Origin of the sequence: Corynebacterium sp. HMSC06C06 (assembly GCF_001807295.1) — a bacterium.
Lineage (GTDB): Bacteria > Actinomycetota > Actinomycetes > Mycobacteriales > Mycobacteriaceae > Corynebacterium > Corynebacterium striatum.
This window is the reverse complement of sequence record NZ_KV788489.1, coordinates 99513-117881: the sequence shown is the minus strand read 5'-3', so window position 1 is coordinate 117881 and position 18369 is coordinate 99513. Positions and strand designations below refer to the sequence as shown.

Sequence of the window (18369 nt, the reverse complement as noted above, 5' to 3'; positions counted from 1 at the left end):
CTGCAGGCCGCAGCGCGAGTAACCGCCTTCTAGTATCGTCTGCAGCTCGCCCATCTCCTAGCTCGACGTGCGATTTCACTGCAAATTGTCGTGATCAACACAGCCTAGCCACAGGTAACCCAATTCCACATCGCGAGTTCCGAGCGCTACTGTTTTAGCCTATGACCCAATTTCTAGGATGGCTGCGCACTTTCGGAGCCTTTCTCGCGGAACTGTCCAAGTCCGCGCTTTCAGCCATCCGCAGTTGGTCGATGACCCGGTGGGCGATGGTTCTCGGAGCGATCATCGCCATTGTGGTCGCAGCATTGCTTGTCGACGTCCCCGACATCGCCGACCTACGTTCCTGGGCGGAGAGCCTTGGGCCCTGGTTTGTCGTTGCCTTTGTTCTAGGTTATGTCATATTTACGCAGTTTCCGCTGCCCCGCACCATTTGGACCGTGGCGGCTGGCGTCTTGTTCGGGGCGTGGTTCGGCCTCGGCCTATCTCTCCTCGCCCTGACACTCTCGGCGATGATTTCGCTCCTGCTGGTTCGCTGGCTCCTCGGTGACTGGATCCGACCTCACCTCTCCCACCCTGCTGTCTTCAAGATCAATTCGCGGCTGGAAAGGCGCGGGTGGCTCGCCATCGCCAGCCTCAGAATGGTGGCCGGTGTCCCCTTCTCCATCCTCAACTATGTAGCCGCATTGACGCCCATCCCCGTCGGGCAATTTACGCTTGCGACACTGATCGGTTCGATTCCCACCACTGCCCTAGGTGTATTCTTCGGCGACGCCCTCACCGGCAAATCCGAACCGTGGCTTTTCGTTGCCATGGCCATTCTCGCGGTCCTGGGTATCGGCGGATTAGTCCTAGACTCCAAACTGCCGCAACGTCCTTAAATCCTCCGCCGGAGGCGCAGGGTCAAGTTTCCTATATAGATTTTGGCGACTATGCTGAAGTGCAAACAGTTACTCGTTGAACTATTTGAGGAGGCAGCATGCTCGCTGTACACGCACGTTACCGCGGCCGTTCGGTTCGCCGCGCTGAATTGGTTCAGCGCTCTGCTTCCGCGCTGTCAACATTGGACGGCGTCGGCGAGTTCCAGGTCCTCGGCGTTGAGGACATCTGTGCAGTTGCTTACTCAGCGTCTTCAGTATGTGACGTTGTCATGGCATTGCTTGCCGACGGCGACTGGGCCATCGGCATCGGAGTCTCTCCAGGTTTGACTGGCGACGAAGAAGCAGCGCGTGAGGTCGCCACCGGCGCACTTAAGGGATCGGCCCGCGCGGGACAGGTCTACGCCAAAGTAAGCAAGCGTGGTCGCGCTTCCGAAGCCGCCGACATTGCCGCAACCTTTGCGCTTCTCGGCTTTGTCCTCCACAAGCGCACCATGGAAGGCCGCGAGGCGACGTCGCTAGTTCGCGCGGGTCTCAACCAGAACGAAGCAGCTGAAGAGCTGGGAATCTCTAAGCAAGCGATGTCGCAGCGCCTGCAAGCTGCCGGTTGGGCTGCTGAGATGGCTGGCTGGCAACTTGCAGTACACGTCATCGAGCGCGCCAACACTCCTTCTTAGTAGCCCAGATCAGCCTTCGTGAGCTCTGGCGTGGTGACGAAGTCGACGAGTCTTTCCACCGCACCGATGAGAGTGGAGTCGAGGTCGCGGAAGGAATTCACAGCAGTGTAGACACGGCTCCAGCCCTCCTTCGGGTCGGACCAGCCCACACGCTGACAGATTCCAGTCTTCCAGTCTTCCCCGTAGGGAACCTCGGGCCATGCCCGCAGGCCTAGCCGCTCGGGCTTTACCGCAGCCCAAATGTCGATGAACGGGTGGCCAGTGACGAGCACGTGCTCTCCTACTGTCTGCGTTAGGCGAGTTTCTTTGGACCCCTCTACTAGGTGATCCGCCAGAACTCCGACCCTGCGACCAGGACCTGGCTGGAATTCGGCGAGTCGTTCCTCGAGGTTGTCGAGACCTTCGAGGTACTCGACAACAACGCCTTCTACTCGCAGGTCGTGACCCCAGACTTTCTCTACGATAGCTGCGTCGTGGATACCCTCGACCCAGATGCGCGAGGGCGCAGCAACCTTGGCCTCAACGTTACTAACGCGGCGCGAGCCGGAGTTGGACTTTTGCGGAGCCTGCTTTTCCACATAACGCGTCAGTGTGACAGGCTGGCCTTCGAGGAGAAAACCACCTTCGACCAAATTGAAGACACGCTCATTGCCTCGCCGATCCTCGAGGCGGACCACGGGGCCATAGACGGTCTTGTCGACTCCCATCACCGCGCCAACAAAGTCGTCGCCGCGGACTTCCACGACGAGCCCCGGCTCGGCTGGGACCTTGGGATACTCCTTCTTCTGTGTCCGTTTGTGACCTGCAAAAATGTCGCCGCCATATGGATCGATACTCATGGGGAGAAAGTCTATCCATTAAACTTTCTGGCCATGGATATGCGCGCCGAGGTTTGGTCTCCTTTACAAAATACTGCCGTCTGGTTGGGAACATGGCTGTGGGGATATGAGTCGACAGATGATCTTCTGGATGCGCTGCAAGAGCTCGGAGGGATGCAGGCGATGGAAAATGAGGAGCCCTTCATCGAGCTCCTTTCAACCTTGCGGACCGAAACTTCAGAACTCATCGCGGCACAACAGCGCGAGCCCGTCTTTAGACTCATCCTCTCGGGTCCTGGCGAGTCACCGGCATTGCCGGCGGGTTCGGAGTCGTGGAAGGCGGCGTCGGAAAGCGCTGAGGGCGCAATCGTGGTGCGCACCAATGATCCAAGCCGTCACTTAGTTCTCATCCCCCACTATGGCAACACCAGTACCAGCTGGAAGCTCTATGAGGAGACTCTTCCACTGCCCGCACCCTCGTGGTTAAGCCCCGGCGAGGCCGACGCATTGCTGAGCCAGGCGACCAACCAGGCCGCCACTCTCATCGAGGCCGGCGGTTATTCCACAGATGCGCTACATAATCCGCGTCTTGCCGTGGGGTCCCTCAGTGACTTCTACGACACTCCTGGCTTGCCGGAATCGGTGCCACCGCGCGCTGCGAAATTGTTTGCCCGTGCGGATCGCGTCGGCGCAATCATCGAAACGGTGACCGAGCGAATGGCTGACCACAGCCTCGACCATCATCTTTTGGCACTGTGGCGACATATTAGGCAAGCTCGCATGGCGGGTGTGTCCTATGCGTTAACTGACTTTGCCCGCTGAAACCGGAAGGCTTCAACGGGCAATGCTTCTAAGGGTGGATGCTACTTGGCAGCGGCTGCAGGCTTGCGAAGCGACCAAATGTCGCAGCAGCCTTCAGCGCAAGGTGCGCCGTTGACGGTGCAGCCCTGAACGGTGACATCGCCTAGGGACTCCCATGGCTTTTCTTGCTCCAGCTCCTCGATGAGATCGACAACCATCGACGAGAAGGCATCGGTGGGGCCCGCGGTGCGGGTGCGCTCCACGATTACTCCCATTTCGTCGGCAGCCTGCTGAAGCTCGGTGTCGAGGTCCCATACGACCTCCATGTGGTCGGAAATGAACCCGATTGGGCAGACGACCACTGCGTCGACGCCGTTCTTCTCATGGATTTCAGTGGTGTGATCGACAATGTCCGGCTCGAGCCAAGGGGTCTTCGGGCTGCCCGAACGAGACTGCCAAACTAGGTCATAATCGGTGATACCTGCGGCCTCGGCAACGAGACGCGAGGCCTCGGCGACCTGGCGGGAGTAGATGTTCTTGTCCCCTTCTCCACCACCGACATTGTCGTGCGCGGTGGGTACGGAGTGGGCAGTAAACAGCATGCGCGCTTGCTTACCCTCGGGGATCTTTGCATAGGCGTCCTTGACGGCCTGCGCCATTTCGCCGATGAACTTGGGGTGATCGAAGAATTGGCGGATCTTGGTGAACTCGATCTGCGGAAGGCCCTTCTCCTCGAGGTGTGCCCGCAGCTTGACGATGTCCTCGTCGTACTGGCGGCACGCGGAGTACCCGCCCCAAGCGGAGGTGGCGAGGACGGCTACGTTGCGGACGCCGTCTGCGGCCATCTGCTCAACCGCTTCTGTTCCAAAGGGATGCCAGTTACGGTTTCCGAAGTAGATCGGTAGATTATGTCCGCGTTTTTTGAGCTCCGTCTCGACATGATCGATGATCTCGCGATTGAGTTGATTCAGCGGACTTACTCCGCCGAAATGGAAATAGTGCTCGCCTACGACTTCTAGGCGCTCGCGTGGAATGCCCCGCCCGCGGGTGACATTCTCTAAAAACGGAACGACCTCCTCGTTTCCTTCCGGGCCACCGAAAGAAAGAACGAGGAGGGCGTCGAAGCTGCGGGCATGCTGTTGTGCGTCAGTCATACCCCAACTTTACCAACCAAAGGCTGGGGCTTAGAGGAGGCGCACGACATTAGGGGCCATGCCGGATTGGCGCACAGGAGAAATCTGAACGTTGGATCCAGACTGAGGGGCCTCAATCATGGTGCCGTCGCCAAGATAGATAGCTACGTGCTGGCTGCCGCCAGGTCCGTAGAAGATAAGGTCGCCGCGCTGCATTTGGCTAGCTGGGACCTGGGTACCCTTCTGGTACTGGTAACCGGTGTAGTGCGGAAGCGAAATGCCCGCGCCTGCGAAGGCGTAGAGCGTCAGGCCAGAACAGTCGAAGCCGACCTTGTTGTAATCGCCGTAAGAGTCGGCAACACCGCCGTCGCGGATGCCCTTGGTCGGGCCATTCGCGTCACCGCCGCCCCACGCATAAGGAACTCCGATCTGGGACTGGGCGCGAGCGATAACCGCTTCAATCTTTGAGTTACGGTCAGCATTGCCCAGAACATTCGTCGCTTCCTCAGTGACATCGTCAGTGGTTTTCAACCCACCCAGGACATCCGAGACCTCGCCAGTCAGGGAGTCGTCGTCGGTGTTCGTGTTGCCGGAGCCTTGCAGTGCGGCCAGCTGGGAAGAGCCCTGCGCGAAAGCGTCGAGCTCTTCCTGGGTTAAGCCAGTGTGGTTAGGCTGTGCGGCGCCAACAATGGCTGCCGCCGCACCAATAGCGGTGGCTGCAAGTTTCAGTGAGCCGGAATCCAAGGAAGAACCTTGCATGGAAATTCCGTCAGAAGAGAGCTTCTGCACGTTTGGATCAGAGGACAACTCTTGGGCCGCTTGAGCAGCCTTCCGAACGTCGCTCGCAGAAAGCTGGTTGCCGGACTTCTCAGCGTGGAACTCACGCTCTACCGTTTCCTCGGAAGTAAAACCGCTGTTGTCATCCGATGCCCCTGCACTTGGGTGCTCCTGGGATGCCGTCGTGGTGGCGGATTCGGTTGCAGACTGTGTGCCGGGCTGAGCAGCAGACTCGTTCGCCGACTCGGTGGCCGATTGTGCAGACTCCGGGGTCGCAGCCTGTGGGGTCGCGTCAGGAGTCTGGGGAGCAGTTTGAGAGTCGGTGGATTGCTTACCAGTGGTCTGGTTTGCAGCACCTTCGGTCAAGTTATTTAGCTTGACGTTATCTTCACCCTTGAAACCGGGTTGCTCGCTTAAATCCAGCCCTTTGGCTTGATTTAGTGCCTTTTGAACCTTGGCGTGCTGCTGCATGAGCGATTCACGCTGGGACGAGAATTCTTCGACCCGGGAGGCGCTGTCTTCCAGGGTCTGACGTGCAGCTGCCTCGGCCTCAGTAGCGTGCACTTCGCGTTGCTCGGCCAACTGCTGGGTTTTGCGAAGCTGCGACTCCTTGTTCGCCTTTTCCGTGCGCTCCCGCTCAAGCTGATCCAAGATTGCTTGCTGGTCCTTGGTTTGGGTCCGCAAGTAGGACTGACGCTCGAGCATGTCTCCGCGTGCGTCGTTGCCTGCTGCTGCAGACACTGCATCGGAGGTGTTGGCGCGGCGATAAGCGGTACGCGACAGTTCGTTGAGCTTGGCCTGGGCCCGTTCAACGTCGGACTGTGCGGTGTCGAGTTCGCCGCGTGCCGTGGTCGTGCCGCGGCGGGCTTGCTCGGCTTCGGTGCGCGCATCCTGGAGATCAACGAGCGCGCGGTTGACGTCCTCGCGACGAAGGCCGATCTCGGCCTCAATTTTGGCAACCTGCTCCTCGATGGAAGCGATGGCGCCGGCGAGGTCCGCAATTGATGGGTTATCAGAGGACAGCAAGGACTGGATGTCTACCGGTGCTGCTTCCTGAGCAACAGCGGGAGTCATGGTGGAAACGGTTGACAACGCCGCAGTAGTTGCGACGGTGGCTAGAAGCGTCTTCAGACGCCTAGAGCCAAACTTGAAGGTGGTGGCCACGAGAGGTATCTCCTAGACGCCCACGTAATCCTGGATTGTCGACTCGCATCTCACCTAGACATCCCCGTGCAGAACCTATGCAGCTGCCAGCTGCTACCCGTTGAGGGGCAGCAACTTGGTCGCAATTGGCATAGGTATGCCCGGGACTAATGGGTCTCGAGGACGAACATGTCGTGGTCTATGGACCCTGCTCCCCTGACTGATTCGCACAAAGTCAGGAAAATCGACGTCGTCAAGCGCAGCGCTCTCTACGCAACCGTCCAGGAGTACCTGGCGCCGGATATAAAAGTAGAGGGTACTGTCGAGCGCATCAGCCATAAGTGAAAGTGCGTGAAGGAAGACTCTGCGCCGCGGTGTCGCGCGATGAGCTTCAAGGCGCCTGTCCTATTGGATAGTCCTCCCATGAGGGGGTCTATAGCTATGGCAAACGCGGGACTGCATTACGCGTCATTCTCGCCGTCGAATCGTATGAACCGCTCTAAAATCCATGGCCTCCCGGACGCCGCGACACCGTGACACCTTGTGTCACTGAGAGGGCTGTCCGTCTTGCAGCCACGAACCTTGAACGGTCCGCACGAAGCGAACCCTAACGAGTGACTCGCTGTGGCTCAGTACTGCCGTCCCCTTAGCGAGAACCCGTCGATAGTCTCCATCGACCGATGCCCGAAAAGGCGGCGACAGGGAAAGAGCGCGACGCTAGTCCCCAATCGGAATGTGGGTGTTTTAATTTTGAAAAATTCGAACACTGTAATCGGCTACGTGGGATTGAACTTGTCGCTTCCGCTGTGTTCGAAAATCTGGCGACACGCCTGTATCGCTTTGTTCGAGTTGGCCTAAGCCAATGAATGCGATTGCCGAACAATCAAGAAGCTTCCATTGCGTCCTCCTGAACCAGGCGGCGATCCTCAATCCTTCTGCTTCCACTCGAGGCGTGCTTCCCCACATACCCGTGTGTCTACTCGATTGAGAGTCAAGGCTTGGCCCATGAACGTATGGAACAAGAATCAACCCGTGAGTCGATACTGGAACCATACGTCACCGACACACCCTGGCGCACACTTTGCTCAAAATTCACATGCGTCCCGCTGGGCCACAGGGCGTTACACCGGCGGTCAACCTGCAACGATTTTGTTACATTCCCATGACTGTGACTTTGGCCACATCTAAGGCTTGACTGGCCACTTGAAGCCCCTCCCGCACCCCTCCCCCACCTCACGTCAAGTCAGGGTGGTTGACTAAACCCCTTCCCCACTGCCCCCTTTGTGGGCGCTGGGGTCGCCCTGATGGCCGATTTCACAGACGCCTCCGGTGCCGTGAATCGCGGTTCGGAGTTCAAGTCGAACCCCTCTTGGTAGCAGGGCTATCGGGTTCCGGGCGTAGTTCGAGCCTTAAAAGTTGGGGATTTTTGGGGCCGTTTTCAAGTGTGTTTCCCGGACTGGTTTCGGCGTGTGGATTGCTCGTCGGGATGAGTATGGGAGGCGTCGGCCGAGTCTCGTGAGGGGTGCTCGTAGGGCTGTCTGAATCGGGTTAGTGTTATATTTTTTCGAACAAAACTAAGCCGTTTTAAACATCCTGCGGTGTCTCTTTCTGAGATGCCTCGCGGCTAATTTATTGCCGTCCGCGTAGCGCTCGCCGCGCGATAGGCGGACCATCCCGCGACGCCGGCGAGGGCTAAAGCGAGGGCTATGATCGCCATCCAGTGAACGGTGAAGTGATCGGTTCCGGAATAGAACTGCTCCAACACGGAGGTCTGATCGAGGCCCTTCGGTATGGCTCGCTCGGCGGCTTCGGTATTTGCCCGAGTTAGTGAATCGCTTACGGCCGAGATATGGGTCGGCGTCTGAACGATGACAGTATCGAGCCCAGTCGCCGACTGGAGATCTTGTGCAATGTCGCGTGCGTCAGCGGCGCTAGCCGAAAAACTGTCCACTACGGCGATACCGTGATCTGGATGGAGGGATTTAATGATCTCTTCCTGGATTTCTAGATCATTGGCGATGCGGGGATTGCTAAACGCTACGCCGTCCTGACTGAGTTGGTCGGAAAGGTTTGCTAGGTCGACGTCTTCTGGGATCATTGCGATTGCCCTCCCCTATGCCGAGCGTTTTCCTGAATTCTCCAGTGGGCCTGCCGTGAGCTACTCGGGTTTGCCGCCCACGATGGCTTGATTGCTATTACTGAAACTATCGCTCGGCGCCCAAATTTCGGTGGGTGACGCGCCGGTCCCCCTAAAATGATGAAACAGAACGCTCGTACTGTTATAGTTAACACAGTCGTCGGTTTGAACCATTAGACTGGTTTCTGAACCTTCGCGTTCTTCTCGCTTCTAGTGCCTGAAATTCAGCGCTTGTTTCGTTCCTTATATATAGATGTATAGGGTGCGGGCTAAAGCGCTCCAGTTCGGGTAGGGCTAGAAGCAAGGAACAATTTGTTCTATCAACAAGGAATGGAGCTCCCTGTGACTGAAAGCCTGAACTCCTTCGGCGCCAAGAAGACCCTTGATGTCAACGGTAAGTCCTACGACTACTTCGACATCAACGCGGTTCCAGGCCTGGAGAAGCTGCCGTACTCCCTTAAGGTGCTTGCTGAGAACCAGCTGCGCTACGAGGATGGCAAGAATGTAACCAAGGACCACATCAACGCACTCGCCAACTGGGATCCGTCCGCTGAGCCGGACACTGAGATTCAGTTCACCCCGGCCCGCGTCCTGATGCAGGACTTCACCGGCGTTCCGTGTGTGGTCGACCTCGCCACCATGCGTGAGGCAGTTTCCGCACTCGGCGGCAAGCCAGAGCAGGTTAACCCGCTCAACCCGGCTGAGATGGTTATTGACCACTCCGTCATCGTTGAGGCTTTCGGCTCCCCTGAGGCTCTCGAGAAGAACGTTGAAATCGAGTACGAGCGCAACCAGGAGCGTTACCAGTTCCTGCGTTGGGGTGCTGAGAACTTCTCCAACTTCCGCGTAGTTCCTCCAGGAACCGGTATTGTCCACCAGGTCAACATCGAGTACCTCTCCCGCGTTGTCTTCGATAACGAGGGCGTTGCCTACCCAGATACCTGTATCGGTACCGACTCCCACACCACCATGGAGAACGGCCTCGGCATCCTCGGTTGGGGCGTTGGCGGCATCGAGGCTGAGGCAGCAATGCTTGGCCAGCCGGTTTCCATGCTCATCCCGCGCGTTGTTGGCTTCAAGCTGACCGGCGAGATCCCGGTAGGCGTTACTGCAACCGACGTCGTTCTGACCATCACCGAGATGCTCCGCGAGCACGGCGTAGTTCAGAAGTTCGTCGAGTTCTATGGCAACGGTGTTAAGTCCATTCCTCTGGCAAACCGCGCCACCATCGGCAACATGTCCCCAGAGTTCGGTTCCACCGCTGCGATCTTCCCGATCGACGAAGAGACCATCAAGTACCTCGAGCTCACCGGTCGCCCAATCGAGCAGATCGAGCGCGTCGAGGCTTACGCAAAGGCTCAGGGCATGTGGCTCGAGCAGGATGCTCCAGAGGCAGAGTACTCCGAGTACCTCGAGCTCGACCTGTCCACCGTTGTTCCTTCCATCGCTGGTCCGAAGCGCCCACAGGATCGCATCCTGCTCTCCGAGGCTAAGGAGCAGTTCCGTAAGGATCTGCCTACCTACGCAACTGGCGACGTCGTCGTTGACGAGTCCTCCCTTGAGGCAAAGCGCATGACCGCTGAAGGTGACGCTGACGAGGCCCTCGTTGACGTCACCGGTGGCCTGAACAACTCCCGCGAGGGCCACGGCGAGTCCGCAGCTAAGGGCGGCTCCGGTCGTCAGTCCAACCCGGTTACCGTCACCTCCCCGAAGGGCGGCGAGTACACCCTGGACCACGGTATGGTTGCTATCGCTTCCATTACCTCTTGCACCAACACCTCTAACCCGTCCGTCATGGTCGGCGCTGGCCTCATCGCCCGCAAGGCCGCTGAAAAGGGCCTAACCTCCAAGCCATGGGTTAAGACCATTTGCGCACCAGGTTCCCAGGTTGTTGATGGCTACTTCCAGCGTGCAGACCTGTGGAAGGACCTTGAGGCTCTGGGCTTCTACCTCTCCGGCTTCGGTTGCACCTCCTGCATCGGTAACTCTGGCCCGCTGCCAGAGGAGATCTCTGCAGCTATCAACGAGCACGACCTTGCTGCTACCGCGGTTCTTTCCGGTAACCGTAACTTCGAGGGTCGTATCTCCCCGGACGTCAAGATGAACTACTTGGCTTCCCCAATCATGGTTATCGCTTACGCTATTGCTGGCACCATGGACTTCGACTTCGAGACCCAGGCTCTTGGCCAGGATCAGGACGGCAACGATGTCTTCCTCAAGGACATCTGGCCTTCCGCCGAGGAGATCGAGGACACCATCCAGAAGGCTATCTCCCGTGAGCTCTACGAGGCTGACTACGCTGACGTTTTCAAGGGCGACGACGCATGGCGCTCCCTCGATGTTCCGGAGGGCGAAACCTTCGAGTGGAACGAGGACTCCACCTACATCCGCAAGGCACCGTACTTCGACGGTATGCCAGCAGAGCCGAACCCAGTCGAGGACATTAAGGGCGCTCGCGTTCTTGCCAAGCTGGGCGACTCCGTCACCACCGACCACATCTCCCCTGCCTCTTCCATTAAGCCAGGCACCCCAGCTGCTCAGTACCTGGATGAGAACGGCGTTGAGCGTCAGGACTACAACTCCCTCGGTTCCCGTCGTGGTAACCACGAGGTCATGATGCGTGGTACCTTCGCCAACATTCGTCTGCAGAACCAGCTGGTTGACGTTGCAGGTGGCTACACCCGCGACTTCACCCAGGAAGGCGCTCCTCAGGCATTCATCTTCGATGCTTGCCAGAACTACAAGGCAGCTGGCATCCCGCTGGTTGTTATTGCAGGTAAGGAGTACGGCACCGGTTCTTCCCGTGACTGGGCCGCAAAGGGCACCAACCTGCTCGGCGTGAAGGCTGTCATCACCGAGTCCTTCGAGCGTATTCACCGCTCGAACCTCATCGGCATGGGCGTCATACCGCTGCAGTTCCCAGAGGGCGAGTCCCACGAGTCCCTCGGCCTGGACGGCACCGAGACCTTCGACATCGAAGGCATCGCAGCTCTCAACGAGGGCGGCATCCCGAAGACCGTTCACGTCACCGCAACCAAGGAGTCTGGCGAGACCGTCGAGTTCGACGCTAAGGTCCGCATCGACACCCCAGGTGAGGCTGACTACTACCGCCACGGCGGCATTCTGCAGTATGTTCTGCGCCAGATGGTCAAGTCCTAATCGGACTGCCTCTTGGAGGATGGCTTCCTGCTAGCAAGTAAATGGTAGAAGGCAGCCGCCTCCGCTTATGGGCCGCCGGCTTTCGCCGTGCGGCCCTCCTTTATCTTATTTTGATTATTCTTATTGCACTTTTGAGGAGACTTCCATGCCTATCGTGAGCGATTCTGAGCTCAACCGACGTCGTCACGAAATCTTGGTAGGTGCCCGAAAGTGTTTTGCCGAGCATGGCTATGAGGGCGCAACCGTGCGCCTTCTGGAAGAAGCTACGGGAAAGTCGCGTGGTGCGATTTTCCACCACTTCGGTGACAAAGAATCCCTATTTCTGGCACTGGCCCAGGAAGACGCCGCTCGCCAGGCTGAAGTCGTTGCAAACAACGGTCTGGTTGAGGTGATGAGCGAAATGCTTCGCCACCCAGAGCGCCATGATTGGCTGGCCACTCGCCTCGAGGTGACTTCCATGCTCCGCACCGATCCCTCCTTTGCCATGCGTTGGCGCGACCAGCAGGAAGTCTTGGATCGGGCGGTGCGTGCACGTTTGGAGAGCAACGCCGAGCAAGGGCGCATGCGTGACGACGTCTCCATTGACACGTTGGTGCTTTATTTGGAGACCTTCATGGATGGTTTCATCAACCGTCTTGCACTAGGTGATACCGCGAACCTAGAGGCGGTTCTGGCCTTGGTCGAGCAATCTATCCGCGGCAGCCGTCCGAGAAAGCAAGCTTCTACACCAAGCTGAACCTAGATGCTAGAGACCGGGTTGGTGCCGTTGTAGAACTCCAACGGGGTGTTCGGGAACTCATCGCGTCCCACGACCTCGGCCACAACCTGTGCCACGAGCTCGCGGCTGGTCTCCTTTTCCGTGGACGGCGACTCGAGAACCTCGATGCCTTCTGCGGGTTCATCACTCAAGGCGGAAGGGCCAAGGATGAGGTAGTCGAGCTGTGAGGCATTGAGGCGATTGTCCACTGCCTTCTTGGCCTCGACGTAGGCGTACCAGGATGTGTCGTCAGGGTTAGCAGTATTGTGGGTCGCGCCAACATAGGAGATCATCACGTACTTCGGGGTGGGCTTGCCAGCTGCCTTGAGCTGCTCGAGTGCGTCGATCGTGGCAAGCGCGCCATCGCGATCCACAGCAGTTGTGAGCTCTGCTCCCCCGCGGCCGCCGTTTCCGGCGCCCCAAACCACGACGTCGTAAAGCGTGAGCAAATCTGCCCACTCGTCAACGCTGAGCTCAGTGATGTCCTTGATGACTGGGGTGGCGCCGAGTTTCTCGATCTCTGGGGCTTGGTCTCGGTTGCGGATCAGTGAGTGAATCTCGTAACCCTTCTCAGAAATAAGAGGTGCGGAGAGCAGACCGATCTTGCCGTGTCCGCCGATGTACAAAACTTTCTTAACTGTGGTCATGACGCCCCACCCTACGCTAACTGTGAGCTTGGCCCCGTTTATTGGCCGTCAGACAATTAAGAGGTGAGAAGCACTAGAATCAACTCCATGATTGCCATCATGACTGTGACCGGCGCTGATAGCACCGGGATTATTGCTTCTGTAACTACTAACCTCGCTGAGCTCGGGGTGAATATTGTCGACGTTTCGCAGACACTCATGTCCGGTTTTTTCACCATGATTCTGCGCGTGGAATTTGATGAATCTGAGGCATCGATCCAACAGATTCAAGAGCGCATGAATAAGGTGGGCGAAGACATTAACCAGTCCATCCGCGTACAGTCTGAGGCGCTGTTTACAGCGATGAATGAGATCTAAATATGCTCAATCGTTTTAATACCGTAAGTATTCTCGACACGATCGAGATGATCGACAAGTACCGTCTCGACATCCGCACGGTGACCATGGGTATCTCCTTGCTGGGATGTACGCGTTCATCCATGGATGCGACTGCCCAGGCGGTATATGACCTGGTGACTGAACGCGCAAAGCACCTGGTTGAGGTGTGCGAGGGCATCGAGGCGGAGCTCGGCATTCCGATCGTTAATAAGCGCATCTCCGTCACGCCGGTATCGCTCATCGTCGCAGGCGTCGAAGGAAACCCCGTTGAGGTGGCCAAGGCACTCGATCGCGCCGCGGCTGAGACCGGCGTGAACTTCGTCGGTGGTTATTCTGCTCTCGTGGAAAAGGGCGCTACCACCGCGGAAAAGAAGCTCATTAATTCGATCCCTGAGGCCCTGTCCACCACGGAGCTCGTGTGCTCCTCCGTAAATATCGCGTCCTCACGCGCGGGCATCAACATGAATGCCGCCAAGCGCATGGGCGAGGTCATCAAAGAGGCTGCCGAACTGACCAAGTATCAGTCGGCGATCGCCTGTGCCAAGCTGGTGGTCTTTGCAAACTCCGTGGGCGACAACCCGTTCATGGCGGGTGCCTTCCACGGCATCGAGGAACCGGATTGCGTGGTTTCCGTGGGCGTTTCCGGCCCCGGCGTGGTTGACCGTGCGTTGGGCAACCTCGAGGGTGCCACCCTGGATCAGGTTGCCGAGGAGGTCAAGAAGGCCGCGTTTAAGATCACGCGTGCTGGCCAGCTCGTGGGCAACATGGCCTCCGAGCGCCTTGGCGTTCCCTTCGGCATCATTGACCTTTCCCTGGCACCAACCGCCGAGCTCGGCGATTCCGTGGCACACATCCTGGAGCACATGGGCCTTGACCAGGTCGGTACTCATGGCACGACAGCCGCATTGGCACTGCTTAACGACGCCGTGAAGAAGGGCGGCATGATGGCATGCTCGCGCGTCGGCGGCCTTTCGGGTTCCTTCATCCCCGTCTCTGAGGACAAGGGAATGATCGACGCAGTGCGTTCCGGTGCCATCTCCATGGACAAGCTGGAAGCCATGACCGCAATCTGCTCGGTCGGCTTCGACATGATTGCGCTTCCTGGCGATACCTCTGCGGCAACGATTGCCGGCATGATTGCTGATGAAGCCGCCATCGGTGTGATGAACCATAAGACCACCGCGGTCCGCGTTATTCCAGTACCGGGGGCCAAGATTGGCGACGAAGTCAACTTTGGTGGCCTGCTCGGATACGCTCCGGTCATCCCGGTCAACACCGTGGGCAACTCCACGTTTGTCAATCGCGGCGGCTTCATCCCCGCCCCGGTCCACGGCTTCCGTAATTAATGGCGCGTGAGTAATGGTGAAAGTTTCACCCTTCACCGTTGCCCGTGCTCCACGGATTCTCATCCATGAGGTTTCGGGCGCTGCGTCAGTTCGCTAAATTCATTTCGTCTACCGTTGCGTAGGTGGCGACCTCGGCCACAAACGCGGGATCGTGGCAGGTCAATACTATTGCCGTCGATGCGGAGAGCGCGTTGTGAATGAGCCGATGGACCATCACTCTGCCACGGGCGTCGAGAAGCGTGTCCGGCTCATCAAGAATGAGAATACTGCGGCGCAGTGCCACCGCGTGCGCGACCTGCGCGACCCGCAATTGCGAAGCCGAGACGTCCAGAGGGTGCTCCTCTAGAGGCAGGTCAGGTATGAGATCTGGCTCCTGCACCCACGCTCCAATGGTGGATTCGAGCACCTGGTCCATGGGTGATTGCAGCGCCATCGCGATGCTGGGATGGGCGGGTTCATTGCTGTCGAGGCCAGCGGCTGCGCGCAGCAACGTGGTCTTGCCTGAACCGTTTCCGCCACGCAGCCACAGCACTCCTCCGGGCCGCAGCTTCAAGTCCACCGGTCCGATCTCGAAAGAGCTGGATTCCGGAGCTTTGAGGTGCCACCAGCGCCTGGGTTTCGCACCGCGCGTAGCACGCACCTGGGAAATAGTGACGCTTTCCGAAGTCGGAGCCACGCGGGCAAGGTCAAAAATGCCGTCTGCGCTGGTGTCGTGTTCAACGAGGATGACCGCGGTTTCTTTCAGCGTTCCGAGATAGCTGGCGATGCGATCGCGTGAATCGGGATCGAGGCCTGCCCACGGCTCGACCACGATGAGCACGGGTGGCTCGGCTATTGCGACCTGCGCGAGCGCAAGCCGGCGTGTTTGACCACCAGACAGGCCGGAGGGTTTGCGCGTGCCGTCGAGGGCGACGTCGCAAAGCGCCTGCTCTACCCTGGATTTCATGTTCTGCGGATCCATCCCAAGGTGTTCCAACGCAAGCGCTAGTTCTTCCCTGACTGTCTCGCGCAGGAGAGATACGTGTGCTGCCGCATCGGCGCCGATTACCGTGTCAACGCCCAAAATCTCTGCGAGTTGATGCGCAACGTCGTCGGCATTTTCGCTAAATCCCACGCGGATGGTCTTGCTTGTTCCTGGGACTAGATCCATAGCAATACTCCAAGAATACTGATGATGGGCAGTGCCCACCGTACGATGCGCTGAGCCAGGCTGTCTGGAACGGGGGCCAAAACCGTGCGCCGGCCTGGTCTGTCGAATCCGATCGCAGCTAAGGCCTGGCCCCGTTGCGCACCCTGGGTGAGCAGGCGTGCGATCACCGGGATGATGACGCGGGAGGCAACGTTGCGTATGGAAACCTGCACGCCGCTGAGGCGGTTGGCGTCGCGTACCGCGGCGATGGCGCGCGCACCCTCGGGCAGGGATTGTAGGGAGGCACCCACCACGTAGGCAGCTTTGTGGCCGAGGCGGGAGGCTTGGAGCCACTTGGCGACGTCGCTGACCTTGACTATGGCGGCAGCCCCCACGATACAGCCCATCAAGGCGGCGAAACGTAGGGAAAGTTGGCCTGAAAGAAGCAGGCCATCACTGGTGAGCAATGGGAATATACGGTCAGTGCCGTAGGGCGCGTGAATGAGCACCATCGATGCCGCGGCGGGAAGGGCAAGCACCGTGGTGGTGGCGACCACCGCTATCGAGCGTGATGCGATGGTGCCAAGTATGAGCCACATGATGAGCACAGCCGCATTGAGTAGGGGTGAATTGACGGCCACGATGAGAAGCCAGGTGGAGGCTGCGGCGCTAAAAACAGTGGCTGGGTGAATCATTAACGCGGGCGCAGGCTTTCGAGGGTGCGCTTCGGCAGTGCCTTGATTGCTGTCCACACGATGAGGAATACGATGGCCTTATCGAGCGGATCGGAGATGAAGGACTGCAGGGTCACCGAAGCGATAAGCGAGTTACCGAGCTCGCGGAAGAGCGAGACCACGGCGCCTGTTCCCAGGCCAGCGGTGCCGCCGTAAACGAATGCCGCGACGGGCGCGGCCAGCATGCCGGAGATGATTCCGATGATGGCGCCGGAAAGGACGACGGACCACCACTTCTTGAAGGCACCCTTGTTGATCGCCCAACCCGCAAGAAAACCAGTCGCAGCCGATACAGCCGCAAATGGCAGGGCTGCCGGGTTGAGAAGACCCCACACCACGGAGGATAAAGTACCCGTGGCCAGGCCAGCGATAGGGCCGGCAATGGCGGCGACGAGGATGGTACCCACGGAGTCGATGTAGAGCGGTACACCAATGGAACCGATGATCTCGCCGACGACGATGTTGAGGACCAACGCGACAGGGATGATTGCGATGGTTCGGGCGGGAAGCGCTGGCAGCGCGCCTGCAAGCAGCAAGGCGGCACCGAGCAAGTAGCCGACCAAGGTGATGAGTGCTTCAGTGGAGCCCGCGACGGACTCCCAGGAAGTCGGACGAACCAAAACGAGATAGATCCAAGTGGCTACGACGATGAGCGCACCGGCGATTACCAGGCCTTTGCGGGCTGGCGTTAAAGAGATCTGTGACATGAAACTTTCACTTTGGGAAGTAGTAGATGTACAAAGCGTTGGCAAAATTCTGCCCTATGTCACCTCGGGCAGCCCATCAATAATAAGCGCACTAAACGCGACGAGCCAAAATCCCGGCCGCACGGGTGAGCTCTGCGTGCGCGCCTACGACATCTACGGCGGTCACCACGTGTGCGTTGGCCGGCGCGTCCCAATGTCCCCGTAGGTCCGCCACGGATGTTCCGCGCAGCAACTGCGACTCAGCCTCCACGTCCACGGTGGTGGTGTGCTTAAGGAAGTCCACCTTGCCAAGCGCGATCATGCAGGTGAGCAAGTCATGGATTTGAGCTTGGTAGCCCTCCCCTTGCTCTTGATGGAACTCGAAATAGAAGCGCAGCATCTCCGGCAGGTGACGGGCCACCAGATGCTCGCCAAGCTCCGCGATGAGTCGCTCCAAGCACGGCGGCGCGATGAGGAACTGCTCGGTCACTTCCAGTGAGCACAGCGTCGCTTGGCTGCCACTTTCGCGCAAGGAGGCAAAGACCTGCTTTGCGGCATGCGGGTCTACCCAGAAGTTCCACTCCGCTGTGGGCGTGGTGTTGCCGCGGTAGTTTACTGCGCCGCCCATCACCGTCATCTGGCTGAACTTGCTCACCCCGGCTAGCGCTGCATTGGTGAGCGGACCGGTGACGATGAGCTGCACGCCCTGTTCAACAGAGTTGTTCCACAGGTCCCGCCAGTTGTAATCGGAGTGCCAGTCTGGGGCAGTGACGTAGCCCAGGCCAGCTGGGCCATGGGTTTCCGGGGTCGTTACCAGTGGAACCTCCAAGGGAACTGGGTGGCCGGGTGCCACGGGAATCTCCCCTAGCCCGCATTCGCTGAGAATGAACGCCGCGTTGCGAGCAGTGGTGTCGACGTCGATGTTGCCGGCCGTCGTGGTGACACCAACGAGTTCAATCTCGCCAACGTGGTGAAGCGCCACGAGATAAATGAGGGCAAGGGCGTCATCAATTCCGGGATCACAATCAAGCAGGATGCGGGGTGTGGTCATCGGCTAAAGACTCCTAAAAGACGAGGTTATCGAGGAATTTCTGGGCGCGCTCCGTCTGCGGGTTGTCAAAGAACGCATTGGGCTCGCCGGTCTCTACGATACGTCCTGCGTCCATGAACAC

Annotated in this window: 17 protein-coding genes; 8 read left to right on the top strand and 9 right to left on the bottom strand. The window is 58.6% G+C overall.

Annotated features, from left to right (window positions below):
• Positions 1–161 precede the first annotated feature (161 nt).
• Positions 162–878 carry a TVP38/TMEM64 family protein gene (locus HMPREF3153_RS05640; RefSeq protein ID WP_070420270.1) on the top strand — a complete coding sequence of 239 codons (717 nt, stop codon included), beginning with the start codon at positions 162–164 and terminating at the stop codon, positions 876–878.
• A 98-nt stretch (positions 879–976) separates the two neighbouring features.
• Positions 977–1552: a hypothetical protein gene (locus tag HMPREF3153_RS05635; RefSeq protein WP_005531549.1), complete on the top strand. Its 576-nt coding sequence runs from the start codon at positions 977–979 to the stop codon at positions 1550–1552.
• Here HMPREF3153_RS05635 and HMPREF3153_RS05630 read toward each other — a convergent pair.
• On the bottom strand, positions 1549–2391 hold the full coding sequence (locus HMPREF3153_RS05630; RefSeq protein ID WP_046645968.1) for a DUF3097 domain-containing protein: 843 nt from the start codon (positions 2389–2391) through the stop codon (positions 1549–1551). The two genes, HMPREF3153_RS05635 and HMPREF3153_RS05630, sit on opposite strands and share 4 nt — an antisense overlap.
• 33 nt (positions 2392–2424) lie before the next feature.
• Here HMPREF3153_RS05630 and HMPREF3153_RS05625 point away from each other — a divergent pair, with 33 nt between their 5' ends.
• Entirely contained in the window at positions 2425–3192 is a 768-nt protein-coding gene (locus HMPREF3153_RS05625) for a hypothetical protein (protein WP_070420269.1), read from the top strand.
• A gap of 41 nt (positions 3193–3233) precedes the next feature.
• Here HMPREF3153_RS05625 and HMPREF3153_RS05620 read toward each other — a convergent pair whose 3' ends face one another.
• Together HMPREF3153_RS05620 and HMPREF3153_RS05615 are read right to left on the bottom strand one after the other, a co-directional pair.
• A complete protein-coding gene (locus HMPREF3153_RS05620) occupies positions 3234–4325 on the bottom strand; it encodes a ferrochelatase (protein WP_070420268.1) in 1092 nt (363 codons plus the stop codon).
• A 30-nt stretch (positions 4326–4355) separates the two neighbouring features.
• Entirely contained in the window at positions 4356–6245 is a 1890-nt protein-coding gene (locus HMPREF3153_RS05615; protein ID WP_070420267.1) for a DIP1281 family NlpC/P60 protein, read from the bottom strand.
• 168 nt (positions 6246–6413) lie between these two features.
• Between HMPREF3153_RS05615 and HMPREF3153_RS12715 the strand changes: the two genes are divergently transcribed.
• Positions 6414–6569 (top strand): hypothetical protein, encoded by a 156-nt coding sequence (locus HMPREF3153_RS12715; RefSeq protein WP_161799762.1) that lies wholly within the window; start codon positions 6414–6416, stop codon positions 6567–6569.
• Between the two features lie 1279 nt (positions 6570–7848).
• Here HMPREF3153_RS12715 and HMPREF3153_RS05610 read toward each other — a convergent pair.
• Complete coding sequence (locus HMPREF3153_RS05610) at positions 7849–8322, bottom strand: Rv1476 family membrane protein (protein WP_070420266.1); 474 nt, start codon at positions 8320–8322, stop codon at positions 7849–7851.
• A gap of 381 nt (positions 8323–8703) precedes the next feature.
• On the opposite strand from HMPREF3153_RS05610, the gene can reads away from it, so the two are divergent.
• Entirely contained in the window at positions 8704–11520 is a 2817-nt protein-coding gene (gene can, locus HMPREF3153_RS05605; protein ID WP_210385553.1) for an aconitate hydratase, read from the top strand.
• Positions 11521–11665: 145 nt separating this feature from the next.
• A complete protein-coding gene (locus HMPREF3153_RS05600; protein WP_049062392.1) occupies positions 11666–12256 on the top strand; it encodes a TetR/AcrR family transcriptional regulator in 591 nt (196 codons plus the stop codon).
• Between the two features lie 2 nt (positions 12257–12258).
• Here HMPREF3153_RS05600 and HMPREF3153_RS05595 read toward each other — a convergent pair whose 3' ends face one another.
• Positions 12259–12924 (bottom strand): NAD(P)H-binding protein, encoded by a 666-nt coding sequence (locus tag HMPREF3153_RS05595; RefSeq protein ID WP_049158931.1) that lies wholly within the window; start codon positions 12922–12924, stop codon positions 12259–12261.
• Positions 12925–13011: 87 nt separating this feature from the next.
• On the opposite strand from HMPREF3153_RS05595, the gene HMPREF3153_RS05590 reads away from it, so the two are divergent.
• Entirely contained in the window at positions 13012–13281 is a 270-nt protein-coding gene (locus HMPREF3153_RS05590; protein WP_049158929.1) for an ACT domain-containing protein, read from the top strand.
• Between the two features lie 2 nt (positions 13282–13283).
• Positions 13284–14648 (top strand): PFL family protein, encoded by a 1365-nt coding sequence (locus HMPREF3153_RS05585; protein ID WP_046645964.1) that lies wholly within the window; start codon positions 13284–13286, stop codon positions 14646–14648.
• 85 nt (positions 14649–14733) lie between these two features.
• Here HMPREF3153_RS05585 and HMPREF3153_RS05580 read toward each other — a convergent pair whose 3' ends face one another.
• The 4 genes from HMPREF3153_RS05580 to HMPREF3153_RS05565 form a co-directional block, all read right to left on the bottom strand.
• On the bottom strand, positions 14734–15798 hold the full coding sequence (locus tag HMPREF3153_RS05580; RefSeq protein ID WP_049158925.1) for an ATP-binding cassette domain-containing protein: 1065 nt from the start codon (positions 15796–15798) through the stop codon (positions 14734–14736).
• Positions 15789–16472, bottom strand: coding sequence for an energy-coupling factor transporter transmembrane component T family protein (locus HMPREF3153_RS05575; protein WP_049158923.1), 684 nt, complete (start codon positions 16470–16472; stop codon positions 15789–15791). Before HMPREF3153_RS05575 ends, HMPREF3153_RS05580 begins: the two co-directional genes overlap by 10 nt.
• On the bottom strand, positions 16472–17218 hold the full coding sequence (locus HMPREF3153_RS05570; RefSeq protein ID WP_049158922.1) for a glycosyl transferase family 9: 747 nt from the start codon (positions 17216–17218) through the stop codon (positions 16472–16474). The genes HMPREF3153_RS05575 and HMPREF3153_RS05570 overlap by 1 nt, the downstream gene beginning before the upstream one ends.
• A gap of 91 nt (positions 17219–17309) precedes the next feature.
• Complete coding sequence (locus tag HMPREF3153_RS05565; RefSeq protein ID WP_070420264.1) at positions 17310–18248, bottom strand: nucleoside hydrolase; 939 nt, start codon at positions 18246–18248, stop codon at positions 17310–17312.
• Positions 18249–18369: the final 121 nt, after the last annotated feature.